Here is a 14,764-nt window from a genome sequence, read left to right as displayed (position 1 = left end):
ACACCCGCTCCGGCGGGTTTTTTATTGCCCACGAAACGCCGCCGAGGCGGCATAGGAGACATTCATGGGATACAAGCTCCCTGACGGCGGCACATTCCAACACGCCGCCACCTACGGTAGCCCCATCGCCTTCAGCGCTATCAGCAACGCTGCAGAGGCGGTCGCAACTATCGCCAGCGGTACGCTCGCGGCTGGCGATATCGTCCTACTCGAGTCCGCGTGGAGCGCCCTGAATGGTCGCGTAGTGCGCGTCAAGGCTGCGGATGTCACCACCGTTACTCTGGAGGATATCGACACCACCAATACCAGCATCTATCCGGCCGGCTCAGGCGCTGGGAGCATGAAGAAGGTCGAGACTTGGGTGCAGGTCCCACAAATCACCGGCCTGGATTTTTCTGGCGATGAACAGCAATACATCGACGTTGTGTTCCTTGAGGACCGCCAAGGTCGCCAGGTCCCCACAGAGCGCTCGGCTGCCCTCATGACACTGACCGTGGCTGACGATCCGAGCCAGGCTTATGTGCCTGTCCTGCGGGCGGCAGACGATGGTAAGCAGGTACAGGCTGCGCGCCTGAATCTGCCTGGCAACGACACCATCTTCTATGGGGCCTTCACTTCGTTCTCGCGACAGCCGACCGTGGCCCGCGGGAATGTTCTGACTCGCACCATCAGTCTGGCCCTACAGGCCGAGCCGACTCGCTACAGCGCCTAAGGAGCTCTACCCATGGCTGTGAAATTCAAGCTGGTCCCCGCACCGACCTTCAAGGCGAAGGTCAGTATTCCGGTGCACGGCGGCGAGGCCGTGCAGGTGGAGTTCGAGTTCAAGCACCGCACCCGGGACGAGATGGCGAAGTGGCTGGAGGGATCGTCCGGCCGCAGCGACGTCGATTCTCTGCTGGACGTGCTCGCCGGCTGGGAGCTGGACGACCCGTTTGGTAAGGGGTCCGTCGAACTCCTGGTGCAGAACTACTGCGGCGCCGCGCCGGCCATCGTCGCGCGCTACGTTGACGAGCTGATTCAGGCCCGCCGGGGAAACTAGCCGAGGCCGCACGCAGGCTCTACGAGGGCGGCCCTAGTGAAAAGGAACTGGCCGCCTTCGGCTTCTCCAGGGAGGACTTTGCAGGGGAAGCCGAGTTTGCGGTGTGGCCCGACAACTGGCCGGCCCTGAGCGTGTTTCTGGACATGGACACCCAGTGGCGCGTCGGCATGTCCGGGCCTGTGGGACTGGACTACTCCGCGCTGGAGCCGGTCATGCGCCTGCAGGGCGTGAAGAAGCGCGCCCGGCAGGACGTGTTCGCCGCGGTGCGGATCATGGAGGCCGAGGCGCTGAGGGTGATGCGGGAGCAGGCGAAGTAGGGGGCGGGGCCTCGATGGATAGCCCCCGGCGCTGGGCCGGGGCTGTACTTGGTCAGGCGTGAGCGGCTTCTGCTTCGGGAACCAGGCGAACCTCGACACGCTGTCCGAGCGCCCTGGCGGCATTGGCCAGGGTCGCCAGGGTCATGCTGGCGTCGCCTTGATCGAGCGCGCGGTCAACTGCGGCGCGGCTGGTGTGCATGCGGGCTGCGAGAGCCTTTTTGGTCACTTTCTGGGCCTTCATGGCTTCGGACAGTTGCCAGGCGATGACGCGCTTGAGGGCGGCAGCGGAAACCTCCTCAAGAAGGCCTTGTTCTGACAGGAAGTCATCGAAGTCTGAGCCGATGTGATTGTTCATGTGCGGTCACCTCATAACCTTGATTTGCGCTGTTTGGCGGTCTTCAGGTCGCCTGGAGGGGTTTTCTGGCTTTTCTTGATGAAGCCGTGCAGAAGCACCATTTCGGTATCGACCAATGTGAAGATCACCCTGGCGATGGTGTCGCCAAGGTCGGTCCTGACCTCCCATAGCCCAGGTTCTAGCTTGCGGACTACCGGCATACCAATGGGCCAGCCGAGTTGAACGGTCTTGATGTCCATGCCGATCAACCGGCGCGACTCCTTGGGCAGGTCAGCCAGCCATTCGCGGACGGGCTCGTTTCCCGCTTCAGTGCGGAAGAATTTGACGCCAAGGATGATGGGATTGTCTGCCATGCAGGCAGTGTATCAAAAATGATGCACACGGCAAGCTTGCGCATGGCCTAGCGATGGGTTTTGGCCATGGCGTTTTGGCGTAGCCCCGCGCAAGGCGGGGCCGGGTAGATTTCAACCGAGAGTCAGGTAGGTGAAAGCATGAATCAAGACTGTTGGTATGAGCTGACAATCCATTCCCTTGGCTTGGAAAGCGGCGGCAAGCAAGCAGAGATATCCATATTTGAAGATGGCATAGAGATCGATCGGCTAGCATTCCGTGGCAGGGTATCAATGGAGGGGCCTGGCTACCGAAAGTTCTACAGCGGGCGTCCTGGCCTCACTGCCGAGGCAGCATCAGGAGATTTCGAGTTCACGTTCAGGCCGATCAGTCATCAGCGTTTAGGGAAGATGACAGATTCGCCCCAGCATCATGCCTAGCCAAAGCTGACAAAGTCGTCGCTGCCAAGGCGGTGCGATCCGTACTTGGCCGAATAGCCTTCTCCTAGACGAGCAGCCTCGATCTCTGCCACTTCTTTCGACGCGTAGATGTCGATGAAGCTCCAGGGGGCATTCCTTACCACGGCCCACCCGAGCACCCAGCCGGGATTGTCTGGGTCTTTGGGGAGGGCTTTCGACAGGCTCTTGATTGACATAGCGAGTCCTTTGGATGGGTTATTCCTTGGTCTGGCAAGGCGGGGCCGGGCGGGCGGGCGGATTAGGTCTTGATCAGTCTAACGATCCGGCACTTTAGGCCAAGCGCCATGAGCACAGGAATAGTAAGCCGCTGATGCGGAGTTAGCCGATCTTTGACTTTGACTTCGACAAGCATGACCTCTTTCCCATTGGTAATTTCAAGGTCTGGCCATCCATTGCTAAGGCTGCCGTCTTGTCTGGCATAAATTTCAAGAAGCGAATGCCAGAACTCTCCTGGGATAGCTGACAGGTATTGATCGATATGAAGACCTGAATGGGGAGTTTTTGGCCACACTTCGCCATGCGACTTGGCGACGATGTCAAAGTCACCTTGAATCACGCAGGACGGAAGAGAAAGCCTGTAATCGATGAGTCGATGCATTTCCTCAATGGGAGCACGAGGGACCTCCTTGCTATTGGCAAGCATTCGATCAAGGCCGGCAGCCGTCATGGGGATCAAGTAATGAATCGCATGGCATAAGGGGGTGCTGAGAGGGTCGACTGCCTTATAGGGGTTATGCTCTATAAGGTATGGAAGAAGCAGGGCCCGAAAGATGCACCGGATTGTCTGCCCTTCCGAATGGATTCCGGTCCAACCGTTCTGTGACAGCAGGGTTAGGGCAACCTGCTCTGGAGATCCTTCAAGTGGTATGGAAATCTTTTCTTCCTTGATAGGCCATCCGCTTGATGGGCAAGGAAGCTCAGAGACTGGAGCGTATGCCTCGGGGGAGAATGGATTGATAGGCTTTCTGGGCACAGAATCTGGAGAAAAAAGCGATCTCAGATATAGCTCGTTCTCTCCAAAAAATTGCATGGTGTCACGTAGGTAGAGAAGCTTCTCGCCTTTGGTCACGTTCTCAATTGACTCTACCCCGTCCCTCACTATGGCCATTCGAATCGCGAACTTATCTTCTGTAGTCAGCAGAAATTTCGGATCGCTTAGGTCTGTGGATGTCTGTTTTACCCTTGGGCGGTCGTGATCTTGGTTAGGCGTGGCGCCTGTTACGGCTATCGGGCTGCGTGAGAGTAGCCCCATGAAACGCTCAAGCAGGGACATGACCGGTCCTTGGCAATATCTGGTGGATTATTCCTGGCGGTAACGCTTCGCTGGCTTTGGCCCGTGTCCGTTCCAAGTTGGTCGTTTGCCTTTTTCGCGCCCGGTTGTCTCTAACCGCTGAAAGACCTGCGTAATCGCCTGCTTAATGTCGTCGGCGGTATAGAGCTTTTCGGGCTCATCGCCGGCCTTCATGGCTTCAATCACTTCAAGGTCTTCCTGATTCATTTCGCTAATTTTGGATAGATCCTCGAGGTGGAAGCTTTCTTCCAGGCGAGCAAGGATCTCGGCAGTCGCCGATCGCTTGTTTGCCTGAGCAGCTGCCGTGACCCGATCCCGCAGGAACTGCGGGATGCGGAGATTGAACTGAGGGTCAGTGCGGCTCATGGACATCTATCCAAATGACAGGCGATTTCGGTTTACAAAAGCATGCATCACCGTGCTATTGACAGCAATGCATCACGGTTATAGGATTTTGCTGCATCACGGTGATGCATTTGGAGGCGCAATGAGTAGAAAAGACCCGCAGGTAAACATGAGGATCCCAGAGGAGCTGCTGGAAATCCTTGATGAGAAGGCAAAAGCAAACTGCCGAAGCCGTACGGCAGAGGTGATCTTCAGGCTTAAGCAGTCGGTGGAGAGCGATGAGCAAAGCAAGCAGGCAGCGGCCTGAAATGAAAAAGCCCCAGCGTGTACGAGACGCCGGGGCTTCGGAAGACAACGTCAAAACCGCACAGGAAATGAACGTCATGAGCAAGAATAGCACAGCAGCAACCCAGATCATCCCCTTTGACTTTCGCGGGGAGAGCGTCCGCGCCATCCCGATCAATGGCGATCCGTGGTTCGTGGCATCCGATGTATGCCGCATCATTGATGTGGCAAACACCACGCAGGCCTTGCAGGCCCTGGATGACGATGAACGGTCTATGTTCAACATAGGTCGTCAGGGAGAGGCCAATATCGTCAACGAATCTGGCCTGTACACCTTGATCCTTCGCTGCCGCGACGCAGTGAAGAAGGGCAGCAAGCCGCATGCATTCCGCAAGTGGGTCACTGCCGAGGTCCTCCCGGCCATCCGCAAGCATGGCCGCTATGAGGACGCCAAAGGCACCATGACGACCTTGGTTGGTGATGTCATCGGCAGCACGGGCGAGATCGTCCTTGATCGGGTGATTGAGCAGAAGGGATCCCGGATTGACCCGGCCCTGCAGCGCAGCTTCAAGCACACGATGAAAAGCCGCCTTCGCACCCGATTCAACGTGCAGAAGACATCGCTCATCCCGGCCGACCAACTGGCAGACGCTTGCAACTTCATCGCCGCCTATGCCATCGAGGGTGAGTGGATGGGCAAGGAGCCTGAATCTGGCCACCTGCTGACTGATATGCAGCTCTACGACGTCTGGTTCGTGGCGCACCATTTCGAGCGCCTCTACGAAATCTTCAAGCGATCCAATCTGCACGTGCACCTGGGCGGCCTCGGCAGCCGTATCGGAAGCGATATGATCGGCCACTTCCTGGACGGCTACACAGGCGTCATCAAGCTCAAGAAGCTGGCCACTGAGTTCGACGCCGTGCAGCGCCGCCTTGGGCTGAATCGGTATTCCGAGAGTCGTGGGGTGGCAGCATGAGCGCGCTGATGACCAAGCCTGTAACCATGTCTTCCCGCGAGATCGCTAAGCTGACCGGGAAGGAGCATAAGAACGTCCTTCGCGACATACGCGAAATGCTGGATGCTTTGGAAAAAGATGGCTCAGATTTGAGCCATGTCGGCGAGGACAAAGACGCGCGCGGCTACACGAAACAGTTCCATCTTGACCGCGAGCTGACCGAGACGCTGGTGACCGGCTACAGCATCCCACTTCGCCATAAGGTCATCCGCCGCATCCATGAGCTTGAGCAGAAGGTTCCAGATCATGTGCCTGCGATCGCTGCAGACATGCAAGATACTGTCTCGGCTCTACTGCTTATCGGCGAGGCCATCAAGCAGGTTCCGGGCATAAAGCCGGGCATTGCCATGGCTTGCACCCTGGGCATGATCGAGGTGAATACCGGGCTTGATGTAACGGAGGCCCGCAAGGCGCTTCCGGCCAAGAACGATCCGGTATGCGACCTGAATGCCACAGCCCTCGGAAAACTGGTAGGGATGTCTGGCAAGGCCGCAAACCTTGCTCTGGCCGGAGCAGGCCTGCAACTCAAGAATGATCGTGGCGACTGGGAGCTAACCGAGGCCGGCCGTAGGTGGGCTGAGGCAATGCCGTTCGAGCGGCGCGGGCATGCAGGTTATCAGATCCTGTGGAATAGAGACGTTCTTGGGGTTCTTGGGCTCGACGAGCCTGGGCCGCAGGTGGCTTAATCCACCGGCCAAGGACGGCCACCGAAGTGTGTTCCCCGCGTGAGCGGGGATGAACCGGATGTGCAGGACAAAGTTGGTGATTTCGTTGCCTGTTCCCCGCGTGAGCGGGGATGATCAAGGGCCCAGCCTAGCGCTGGGCTTTTGTGCTGGCGGTTTGGTACTCTCCCGGCTTTCGACTGGGGAGGGAACCATGCGCAAGATCATAACCATCAGCATGCTTGCTGCTGCGCTGTGCGGCTGCACGGATGGCGACATTAGCAAGGCCAGGAGCGAGCTGAAGCGCAAGCTGTACGATGGGGATTCGGCGCAGTTCCGCAATGAGCAGGTCTATCGCGTGGACGGCATAACGACCGTTTGCGGCGAGGTCAACGCGAAAAACAGGATGGGTGGCTATACAGGGTTCCAGCCGTTCGCAGTCGCAGCAGGCGTCACTGTGAACATAGGGGCAAGCGCGACACTCGACTGCCAGTTTGCCGAAGTGAATTCGCGCCTGAAGAAGTAAGGCGTACAAGCAACAACAGAAGCCCGCCGCTGAGCGGGCTTTTTCATGCCCGGAGGAAACCAATGGTCGACATCGCTAGCCTGTCCATCGAGATCAACACGCGTGATGTGGCTAGGGCTGAGTCGGCGCTCAACGACTTGGCTCAGGCAGGAGGTCGCGCGGAGTCTGCCGCTGGTGACGTGCGGGACTCCATGCGCTCAGTCGGAGAGAGCGCCGGCCGGGCAGGTGCTGCGGCGGCTGCGGCTGCTGGCGGCCTTGACCGAGTATCTGCGGCATCCCGGCGGCAGGCCGACATCATGCAGCGTGCCGGACTATCCGCCGGACAGTATGAGCAGGCAATGCGGATGCTGCCCATGCAGCTCACTGACGTGGCTGTCAGCATAGCAAGCGGCATGCCAATCTGGATGGTTGCAATTCAGCAGGGCGGGCAGGTCCGCGATTCGTTTGGCGGAATCGGCAACGCTGCTCGGGCTGTTGTCTCCACGCTGGGACCGCTGAATCTCGCCTTTGGTGGCGTGGCGGCAACCCTTGGCGCGCTGCTTCTGGCCTACCAGCAAGGGCAGAACGAGGCGCAGGCCTACCAGCAGGCTTTGGCCATGACCGGCAATGCGGCCGGCACCAGCGCAGATCAGCTGGCCAACATGGCTCAGGCCATGGATGAGATGGGCGGCACGCAGCGGCAGGCGGCCGCAGCGCTTACCGAGGTCGCCGCTACCGGAAAGTTCGCCTCCGACCAGATTCAGCTGATCGCCCAATCGGCCATCGACATGGAGCGCGCTACCGGGCGGGCCGTATCGGAAACCGTCAAGGAGTTCGCCAAGTTGGCGGACGAGCCATCCAAGGCAGCGGCCACGCTCAACGAGCAGTACAACTTCCTGACCGGTAGCGTCTACGAGCAGATCCGCGCCCTGGAAGAACAAGGCCGCACCACTGAGGCGGCCAAGCTGGCGACCGACACCTACGCCGCGGCGGTCCAGCAGCGAGCAGCCCAGGTAGAGGGCAGTCTCGGTCTACTCCAGCGCGGATGGCGATCAGTCACCAGCGCTGCCGCCGAGGCATGGGATGCCATGCTTAATGTTGGGCGGCCGGACACGCTTGAAGAGCAGTTGGCCGCTGTTGAGGAGCGCATCAAGACCGCCCAATCCCGCACCGGGATGCAGGCCTCAAGAGGCGCATCGGAAACCATGTCAGGCCTAGAGCAAGAGCGCACTAGGCTTTTGCTACTGAAGGAGCAGCGCGACACCGAAGCTGCATGGCAAGGAGAGCTGGCAGGTATCAACAGGGATTCGGTTGATTCCCAGCAGAAACTGAACGCCGCGCTTGATCGATCAGCCAGCAATGCCGACAAGCTAAAGCAGCGCTATAGGGAAATCGACGAGCAAGTGAAGGCTGCCGCCGAGACTGGCGTCATCTACTCGGAGGCGCAGATCCGACAGCTTCGAGAGGCTGCGGAAAAGCAGTTCAGTGATCCTGCTCCGCGCCGCCAGCGCGCCTTCACCGACGACGCCGCCACCCGCATGCTCCAGCAACTGCGCGAGCAGGAAGCCAGCCTGCAGGCCCAGCTAGCCGGAAACGACAAGCTGACCGCAGCCCAGCGCGCCCAGGTCGAGTGGGCGCAGCAACTGGCCGACCTGAAAGAGAAAAAGATCCTCACTGCAGACCAGAAGAGCCTGCTGGCCAACCAGGGTGCAATCACCGCCCAGCTTGCCGAAAATGCCGCCCTTGAGGAGCAGATCAAGGCCAGGGACAGGCTGGCCGAGCAGGCCCAATGGATGGCCACGCTGCAGGAGCGCGTCGGTAACCGCCAGAACGCAGTCGACATCGCCGTTCAGGGCGTTGGCCTGGGCGACCGTGCCAGGCAGGAGCTGGAGCAGGTCAACGCCATTCAGCGGGAGTACGCCAAGAGCCGCGAGGAACTGGCCCGTCAACAGGGCACCGCCAACGGCCTGCCCGAAGATCAGTTCAAGACGCGAATAGACGCTCTTCGGGCCGCCGAGGAGCAGGAGATTGCCATCATCCAAGAGGGGGCTCAGCGCAAGAAAGAGGCTGAGGCCGATTGGACGAATGGGCTCAGCAGTGCTTGGCAGAACTACCTTGACGAGCAGACGTCAGTCGCAGCGCAGAGCGAGCAGCTATTCGCCACCGCATTCGGTGGAATGGAGGAAGCGCTGTTCGGCTTCGTCACCACCGGAAAGCTTTCCTTCCAGGATCTGCAAAAGGCTTTCGTGGGTACCGCCCTGCAGATGCTGATCCGCTGGGCGACCGCTCAGGTGAGCATGGCGGCACTGAACGCCTTCACCTCAATGGCCGCAACCCCGATTGTCGGTCCGTTCGCCGCTCCGGCTGCTGCCGCGACGGCCGCGGCATCGGCAGCCACCTTTGCGGCAGATATCGCCTCAGTCGCTGGCATGGCCCACGACGGCATCGACTCTGTGCCGCGCGAGGGCACCTGGCTGCTCGACAAGGGGGAGCGCGTCGTGGATAGCCGCACGAACCAAGACCTGAAGCAGTACCTGAGCGGGCAGCAGCAGGGTGCAGGCGGGATGAACGTCGTGGTGAACAACTACAGCAACAGCCGGGTGGAGACTCAGCGGAACCGGAGCGGAGAGCTTGAGGTTGTCATCAGGGCCGTCGAGGACAGGCTCGTTGGCGGCATCGCTGCCGGTGATTCGAGACTCGGGACGGTGATGGAGCGCTCGTATGGCATGCAGAGACAGGGGCGATAAATGATCGAGTATCCAGACTACCTGCCGATCCCGCTGCGCGACTCGTTCGGCTATCAAGCCATATCGCCGATGGTCCGCTCGGATCTGCAGAGCGGCAGGGCCAGGCAGCGGCGCAGGTTTACGTCTGTTCCGACTGTCGCCTCGGTCCAGTGGCTGATGACGGACCTGCAGGCGCGCATGTTCGAGGCATGGTTCGAGGAGGTGCTTGTATCGGGCTCCGAGTGGTTCGAAATGCCACTCAAGACGCCTATGGGCGGCCTGCAGAACTTCGCCTGCCGCTTCACCGACATCTACCGCGGCCCGACGCTGGTCGGCGTCAGCCTGTGGCGGTTCACGGCTGAGCTGGAGCTGCTCGAGCGGCCGATCCTGCCGCCAGGCTGGATCACCATCGCGCCAGACTTCATTCGCTACGCCGACATCTTCGACCGAGCGCTCAATCAGGAGTGGCTGCAATGACTATCCTCGCCAGAGTTTACGCATCCGGCGGGCCCGAGGTGATCATCCCGACCATCGAGCTGACCTGCGCGGCCTGGGCCGAGCCGATCCTGATCTGTGCGGGGTTCGAGGACCAGGTGTGCACGACCGAGGACGCGCGCACGCTGGCCTTTATCGCCGCCGGCATCGACGTGGCACTGCCGAAGAAGGGCAGCAGCGGGTCGCAGACGCTGACCTTCGCCATCGACAACGTCTCCGGCGAGGCCCAGGCCAAGATCGACGCCGCGCTGGAGGCCGAGGAGCGGGTGACGCTGATCTATCGGACCTACCTGTCCAGCGATCTGAGCGCACCGGCAGAGCCTCCTCTGCGCATGACCGTGATGGGTGGGACGATCACCGGGACGCAGGTGCAGATCCAGGCCGGCTATTTCGACCTGATCGGCGTCGGCTGGCCGCGTGACCTCTACACGCTCCAGTTCGCCCCGGGCCTGCGCTACCTGTAACGCGAGAGCAAGCAAACCAGACCCCGCCATCGAGCGGGGTTTTCCATTTCTTGGCCTCGGCAACCGCCGGGGCTTTTTGTTTTGCGCGGTCTAGGGTCGCTCCTGAATGCGGGTGTTCGCTCATCCACCCGCCCGACCGCGCACCTTATTTCCCGGTGAGCGAGGACTACTTGATGCGCGAACTGACTTTCGGCGACTGCCATATTGAGATGATCACCCGCGACGGCGAGCTGTGGGCAAGGCTGCCCCAGATTGGGGCAGCCCTTGGCTACGCCAATCCCTACAAGGTCCAGCAGCTCTATGAGCGCAACGCCGACGAGTTCACCGATTCGATGACGGCGGTGATCGATCTGCCGTCCGCCGGCGGCATGCAGAAGACCCGCATCTTCTCCCTGCGCGGCGCCCACCTTTTGGCCATGTTCGCCCGCACCAAGGCGGCCAAGGAGTTCCGTCGCTGGGTGCTCGACATCCTGGACGCCCTGCACAAGGGCGGCGAGTACGTCATGCAGCAGTACCGGCGGGCGCGCGATGAACTGATGCAAAGCCAGGAGGCCGCCAGCGAGTGCGGCAAGGGCCTGAGCCGCTGGAAGCAGATCAAGGCGCCGCTGCAGGCCAGCCTCAACTATTGGAGCGAGCGCCGGCAGCTGGTACTCGCCCTTGAGTAGCTGGATCGATCGATACCTGGCAACGCCCTACCGAGACGGCGCAATGGGGCCGGACGCGCTGAATTGCTGGGGGCTCGCCCGGGCGGTGCGCCACGAGGTCTACGGCTTGCCGCTGCTGCCGGAGTACGGGCGGCACGAGAAGGCCAGCCCGGGCGCTCAGCGGGATTACCAGTTGCAGGCCGATCTGATGGAGCAGTGCGCGCCGGATCCGGGGGCCATCGCCGCCGTGTTCCGCGGGCAGCTCTGCATTCACGTCGGCGTGGTGATCGAGGCCGAGGGCCGGCTCGCCGTGCTCGAGACGAACCAGCGCACAGGCTGCCGCTGGCTCCGCATCACCGACTTCGAGCGCCGCTACCTGCGCGTCATCTACTACCGAGACAAGCCCAATGCCGATTGAAATCTACCCGTCGAAATTGGCCGGCGGGCCGCTTGAGGTCCACCAGACCGCCGAGCGCATGACGTTGGAGCAGTGGCTGCGCGCCAAGGTGCCGAGCTTCGAGGCTCGCGAGGCACCGCCGGTCAGCATCAGCGTCAACGGCTGCCGCGTGCCGCACGCCTGCTGGGGGGAGTTCCGCTTCCGCCCCGAGGATAAGGTTTCGATCTACATCGAGCCGGCCGGCGGCGAGCTGGTCATCGCTGCCGTGACGCTGCAGGCCGCGGTGAAATTCGTCACGGGCCTGTTCATGCCCAAAATGCCCAAGCTGCCCAAGAGCGCAGGGCAGGGCGACAAGCTGGGCGAGGCGAACGCCAAGGGCAACCAAGTCAAGATCAACACCCCGATCCGCGAGGTCGCGGGCCGGCGCAAGGTCTACCCGGACTACCTGCTTCCGCCCAGGCGCTACTTCGACGCGACCGACCCGAAAGCCCAGTGGGTTGACCTGATGCTGTGCATCGGCAAGGGCAAGTACCAGATCGAGCCGAGTGAAGTCCAGGTGGGCGATACCCCGATCATCTCGCTTGGCGAGGATGCCGAGTACACGATCTATCAGCCGGGCGCCGATCTGAGCGGAAATCCCGTGTCGACGTGGTGGCACTCTGCGACCGAGGTCGGCAGCACGTCGAGCGGCACGGCCGGCCTTGAGCTGCGGGCCACTTACGAGGTGGAGCCCGTGCCGACCGCAACTGCCTATCTGTTCAGCGGCGACACGATCACCATTCCGGCCGGTGCCGGAGAGTTCCCGGACGGCTGGGCGGCCGGAATGATCGCTCGAATCGAGGCCGAGTATCCCTACACCGTCATTGATGGCGGGGCATCGCGCGACATCATCGAGGCCGACTTCGACCAGCTCCAGCCCTTCGTCGGCATGCAGATCGAGATCGTTGGCGACAATGCGGGCCTGTACGAGATCGAGTCCTACACGCCAGGAAGCCCGGATCAGATCACGCTGAACTACCCAGACGGCTCGCCGGTGCTGGACCTGCTGACTGGCTCGCGGCTGATGGGAATCGGCTATGCCGGACTGCGGTACAGGCTCACAGCGGCGAGCACTACGGCTATCAGCGTCGAGCGCCTGACCGACACCGGCGGCACCGATCCGTCGACCTGGCCGGGATTCGATCCGCTGACCAGCTACGATGCGCTCATCTCGCTGGACGCCTCGACGCAGGAGGGAGACTGGGCCGGCCCGTTCGCCGCCTGCCCGGCCGGCGAGACGACGAATCAGCTGGAGTGGGACGTGTTCTTCCCCGGCGGCCTGATTCGCATCAGCAGCAAAGGCTCGCTGCGATTCAAGGATGTGACTGTCGAGCTGCAGTACAGGGACATGGCCACGGCCGGCGCATGGACAAGCGTCACGAAAACCTACTCGGCGAAGACGCTCGACCAGATGGGTTTTACCGAGGAACTGACGCTACCGGCGGCCATGCGCCCGGAGGTCCGCATCCGCAGGATCGGGGCAAAGAGCACCGACCCCAATACTCAGGACACTGTGCAGTGGTACTCGCTGCGCTCGAAACTGCAGGGGCCGACAAGCTACGCCGGTGCGACGACGATCGCTCTGCGCCTGCGCGGCGGACACAGGCTGGCATCGCAGTCCGAGCAGCTGGTATCGGTGATCGCAACCCGTGTGCTGCCCGTGCGAAACGGCGGCGCCTGGGATATCGAAACGCCGACGCGCGGGATCGCTCCATGGGTCGCGTACGTTGCAAAATCCATCGGCTATACCGATGCCGATATCGACTTCGACGAACTGGACCGGCTCGACCTCATCTGGCAGGACCGCGGCGACCATTTCGACGCCATTGTCGATGCCTCAAGCACTGTCAAAGAGACGCTCAATGACGCGCTAGCCGCTGGCTTCGCCGAGCTGACCATAAATCGAGGCCTGATCCGTCCGGCCCGCGATGAGCCGCGCTCTGTTTTCGAGCACATGTACACGCCGCAGAACATGACCGAGGGTCTGTCCAGGCAGTTCAGCGCGCCGCAGCCTGATGATTTTGACGGCGTGGACGTGGAGTACACGGATGGCGTGACGTGGCAGGTCGAGACGGTCGAGTGCCGCCTCCCAGGCGACATCGGCCGGCGCGTCGAGAAGATGAAGCTCGAGGGCGTGACCGATCGCACCAGAGCATGGCGGATCGGCATGCGCCGCAGGATGGAGCAGAAATACCGCCGCACGCAGTACAGCTGGGGCACTGAGCTTGACGCCTGGAACTCTGGCTACATGAGCTACTGCGCTGTCGGCGACGACGTGCCTGGCTACGGCCAGAGCGCGCTACTGATGAGTGTCGAGACGGTCAGCGGCGGCTATCTGCTGGAGTCCTCGGAGCCTCTGACGTGGGGCGACGGCTCGCACGTCGTCGCCCTGCGCCGGCCCGACGGAACGCTCTCCGGCCCGTATACCGCAACCAGCGTCGACGACTACCGGCTGACTGTTCCGGAGCTGGATTTCACGCCGGACACGAGCTGGAGCATCGAGCCGCCGCACCTGCTGTTCGGCCCCGTTACCCGCTGGAGCTACCCGGTGCTGGTCACATCGATCAGCCCGTCCGGCGACGGCGCATCTGTCGAGGCGGTCGGGTACGACCCGCGCATCTACACATACGACGACGCCACACCGGCCTAGCCGAAAACATCGATTCTCGAGCCCGCCACTGAGCGGGCTTTTTCATGCCCGGAGATTTTCATGGCCTATAACACTGGCAACGCGATCGGCAGTAATGACCCGCGTGACCTGTTCGACAATGCTGGAAACCTGGACAAGCTGGTCAATGGGCCGGCGCAGTCCTACCCGGATCGGCTCGGCGTTTCGCGCAAGTCGTGGGCGGGGATGGAGGCCGACTTTCAGGCATTCCTGCTCGCGTCCGGCTACCAGTTCCTCGGCGACTACGCCGCAGCACTGACGCTGACCGCGCGCAACCAGATCGTCCGCTACTCCGGCGAGTATTACCGTGCTGCCGCGGCAACCGAGCTGCCGTACACGCTGACCGGCACCTGGGCGACCGACGCGCCGTTTCTAGTCGCAATGGGTGATGCCGTGCTGCGGCAGGACCTGAGCGAGGCGGCGGGGGCCGCCATGGTCGGCGCGCTCGATATCACCGGCGCGGCCAGTACCGTCGCCGCTGAACTCGCCGCCCTGCGCGCAGACCAGTACGCACGCCGAAACGCCGAGAATCTGCGGGCCGCGTACAAGCGCATGCGGATCGACCAGCTTCCCGTCACTATCGTCTGCCAGGGCGACAGCGTGACGGGCGGTTACGACATCACGTCGCCTGACGTTATCCCCGGGCCGGACGGCGTAACACGCGCACCGATCACATACCCAGGCTCCATGCAGTACCTGTTGCGCCT

Annotated in this window: 18 protein-coding genes and 1 pseudogene; 14 read left to right on the top strand and 5 right to left on the bottom strand. The window is 61.7% G+C overall.

The features are described 5' to 3' along the window. Positions 1-64 precede the first annotated feature (64 nt). Genes EV691_RS18145 through EV691_RS18135 form a run of 3 tightly spaced genes read left to right on the top strand, consistent with a single transcriptional unit; the run spans position 65 to position 1,356 of the window. Positions 65-712 carry a phage tail protein gene (locus tag EV691_RS18145; protein WP_131299073.1) on the top strand — a complete coding sequence of 216 codons (648 nt, stop codon included), beginning with the start codon at positions 65-67 and terminating at the stop codon, positions 710-712. A gap of 12 nt (positions 713-724) precedes the next feature. Then, positions 725-1,039: a phage tail assembly chaperone gene (locus tag EV691_RS18140; protein ID WP_131299074.1), complete on the top strand. Its 315-nt coding sequence runs from the start codon at positions 725-727 to the stop codon at positions 1,037-1,039. A gap of 47 nt (positions 1,040-1,086) precedes the next feature. After that, positions 1,087-1,356, top strand: a complete 270-nt coding sequence (locus EV691_RS18135) for a DUF1799 domain-containing protein (RefSeq protein WP_131299075.1) — start codon at positions 1,087-1,089, stop codon at positions 1,354-1,356. A 52-nt stretch (positions 1,357-1,408) separates the two neighbouring features. Here the strand turns inward: EV691_RS18135 and EV691_RS18130 are convergent, their stop codons facing one another. The 5 genes from EV691_RS18130 to EV691_RS18110 form a co-directional block, all read right to left on the bottom strand. After that, complete coding sequence (locus EV691_RS18130; RefSeq protein ID WP_131299076.1) at positions 1,409-1,711, bottom strand: XRE family transcriptional regulator; 303 nt, start codon at positions 1,709-1,711, stop codon at positions 1,409-1,411. 11 nt (positions 1,712-1,722) lie between these two features. Beyond that, positions 1,723-2,064: a type II toxin-antitoxin system RelE/ParE family toxin gene (locus EV691_RS18125; protein ID WP_131299077.1), complete on the bottom strand. Its 342-nt coding sequence runs from the start codon at positions 2,062-2,064 to the stop codon at positions 1,723-1,725. 413 nt (positions 2,065-2,477) lie between these two features. Continuing rightward, the gene (locus tag EV691_RS18120; protein WP_131299078.1) at positions 2,478-2,696 is read right to left on the bottom strand and encodes a hypothetical protein; all 219 of its coding nucleotides are present in this window, start codon (positions 2,694-2,696) and stop codon (positions 2,478-2,480) included. A 62-nt stretch (positions 2,697-2,758) separates the two neighbouring features. Next, complete coding sequence (locus EV691_RS18115; RefSeq protein WP_131299079.1) at positions 2,759-3,793, bottom strand: VRR-NUC domain-containing protein; 1,035 nt, start codon at positions 3,791-3,793, stop codon at positions 2,759-2,761. Between the two features lie 27 nt (positions 3,794-3,820). Continuing rightward, positions 3,821-4,177 carry an Arc family DNA-binding protein gene (locus EV691_RS18110; protein WP_165496572.1) on the bottom strand — a complete coding sequence of 119 codons (357 nt, stop codon included), beginning with the start codon at positions 4,175-4,177 and terminating at the stop codon, positions 3,821-3,823. On the opposite strand from EV691_RS18110, the gene EV691_RS18105 reads away from it, so the two are divergent. The 11 genes and pseudogenes from EV691_RS18105 to EV691_RS18055 all read left to right on the top strand — a co-directional run. Then, positions 4,176-4,463 carry an Arc family DNA-binding protein gene (locus tag EV691_RS18105; protein WP_131299081.1) on the top strand — a complete coding sequence of 96 codons (288 nt, stop codon included), beginning with the start codon at positions 4,176-4,178 and terminating at the stop codon, positions 4,461-4,463. The two genes, EV691_RS18110 and EV691_RS18105, sit on opposite strands and share 2 nt — an antisense overlap. Next, the gene (locus EV691_RS18100; RefSeq protein ID WP_242672575.1) at positions 4,435-5,418 is read left to right on the top strand and encodes a BRO-N domain-containing protein; all 984 of its coding nucleotides are present in this window, start codon (positions 4,435-4,437) and stop codon (positions 5,416-5,418) included. Before EV691_RS18105 ends, EV691_RS18100 begins: the two co-directional genes overlap by 29 nt. Beyond that, positions 5,415-6,143, top strand: coding sequence for a Rha family transcriptional regulator (locus EV691_RS23965; protein ID WP_242672576.1), 729 nt, complete (start codon positions 5,415-5,417; stop codon positions 6,141-6,143). The genes EV691_RS18100 and EV691_RS23965 overlap by 4 nt, the downstream gene beginning before the upstream one ends. A gap of 190 nt (positions 6,144-6,333) precedes the next feature. Further along, positions 6,334-6,645, top strand: a complete 312-nt coding sequence (locus EV691_RS18090; RefSeq protein ID WP_131299082.1) for a hypothetical protein — start codon at positions 6,334-6,336, stop codon at positions 6,643-6,645. Positions 6,646-6,707: 62 nt separating this feature from the next. Next, on the top strand, positions 6,708-9,371 hold the full coding sequence (locus tag EV691_RS18085) for a phage tail tape measure protein (RefSeq protein ID WP_131299083.1): 2,664 nt from the start codon (positions 6,708-6,710) through the stop codon (positions 9,369-9,371). Next, entirely contained in the window at positions 9,372-9,827 is a 456-nt protein-coding gene (locus EV691_RS18080) for a hypothetical protein (protein WP_131299084.1), read from the top strand. It abuts the gene before it with no gap. Continuing rightward, a complete protein-coding gene (locus EV691_RS18075) occupies positions 9,824-10,309 on the top strand; it encodes a DUF1833 family protein (RefSeq protein ID WP_131299085.1) in 486 nt (161 codons plus the stop codon). The genes EV691_RS18080 and EV691_RS18075 overlap by 4 nt, the downstream gene beginning before the upstream one ends. A gap of 173 nt (positions 10,310-10,482) precedes the next feature. Next, entirely contained in the window at positions 10,483-10,974 is a 492-nt protein-coding gene (locus EV691_RS18070) for a BRO family protein (RefSeq protein ID WP_131299086.1), read from the top strand. Further along, positions 10,967-11,371, top strand: a complete 405-nt coding sequence (locus EV691_RS18065) for a hypothetical protein (RefSeq protein ID WP_242672577.1) — start codon at positions 10,967-10,969, stop codon at positions 11,369-11,371. Before EV691_RS18070 ends, EV691_RS18065 begins: the two co-directional genes overlap by 8 nt. Continuing rightward, positions 11,361-14,039 (top strand): host specificity factor TipJ family phage tail protein, encoded by a 2,679-nt coding sequence (locus tag EV691_RS18060; protein WP_207390222.1) that lies wholly within the window; start codon positions 11,361-11,363, stop codon positions 14,037-14,039. Before EV691_RS18065 ends, EV691_RS18060 begins: the two co-directional genes overlap by 11 nt. A gap of 60 nt (positions 14,040-14,099) precedes the next feature. After that, a pseudogene (locus EV691_RS18055) lies at positions 14,100-14,764 on the top strand (hypothetical protein); the annotation flags it as partial.

It is taken from the genome of Azotobacter chroococcum (assembly GCF_004339665.1).
Classification (GTDB): domain Bacteria; phylum Pseudomonadota; class Gammaproteobacteria; order Pseudomonadales; family Pseudomonadaceae; genus Azotobacter; species Azotobacter chroococcum.
Note: the sequence above shows the minus strand (reverse complement) of the source record. Positions and strands in the feature narration are given on the sequence as shown.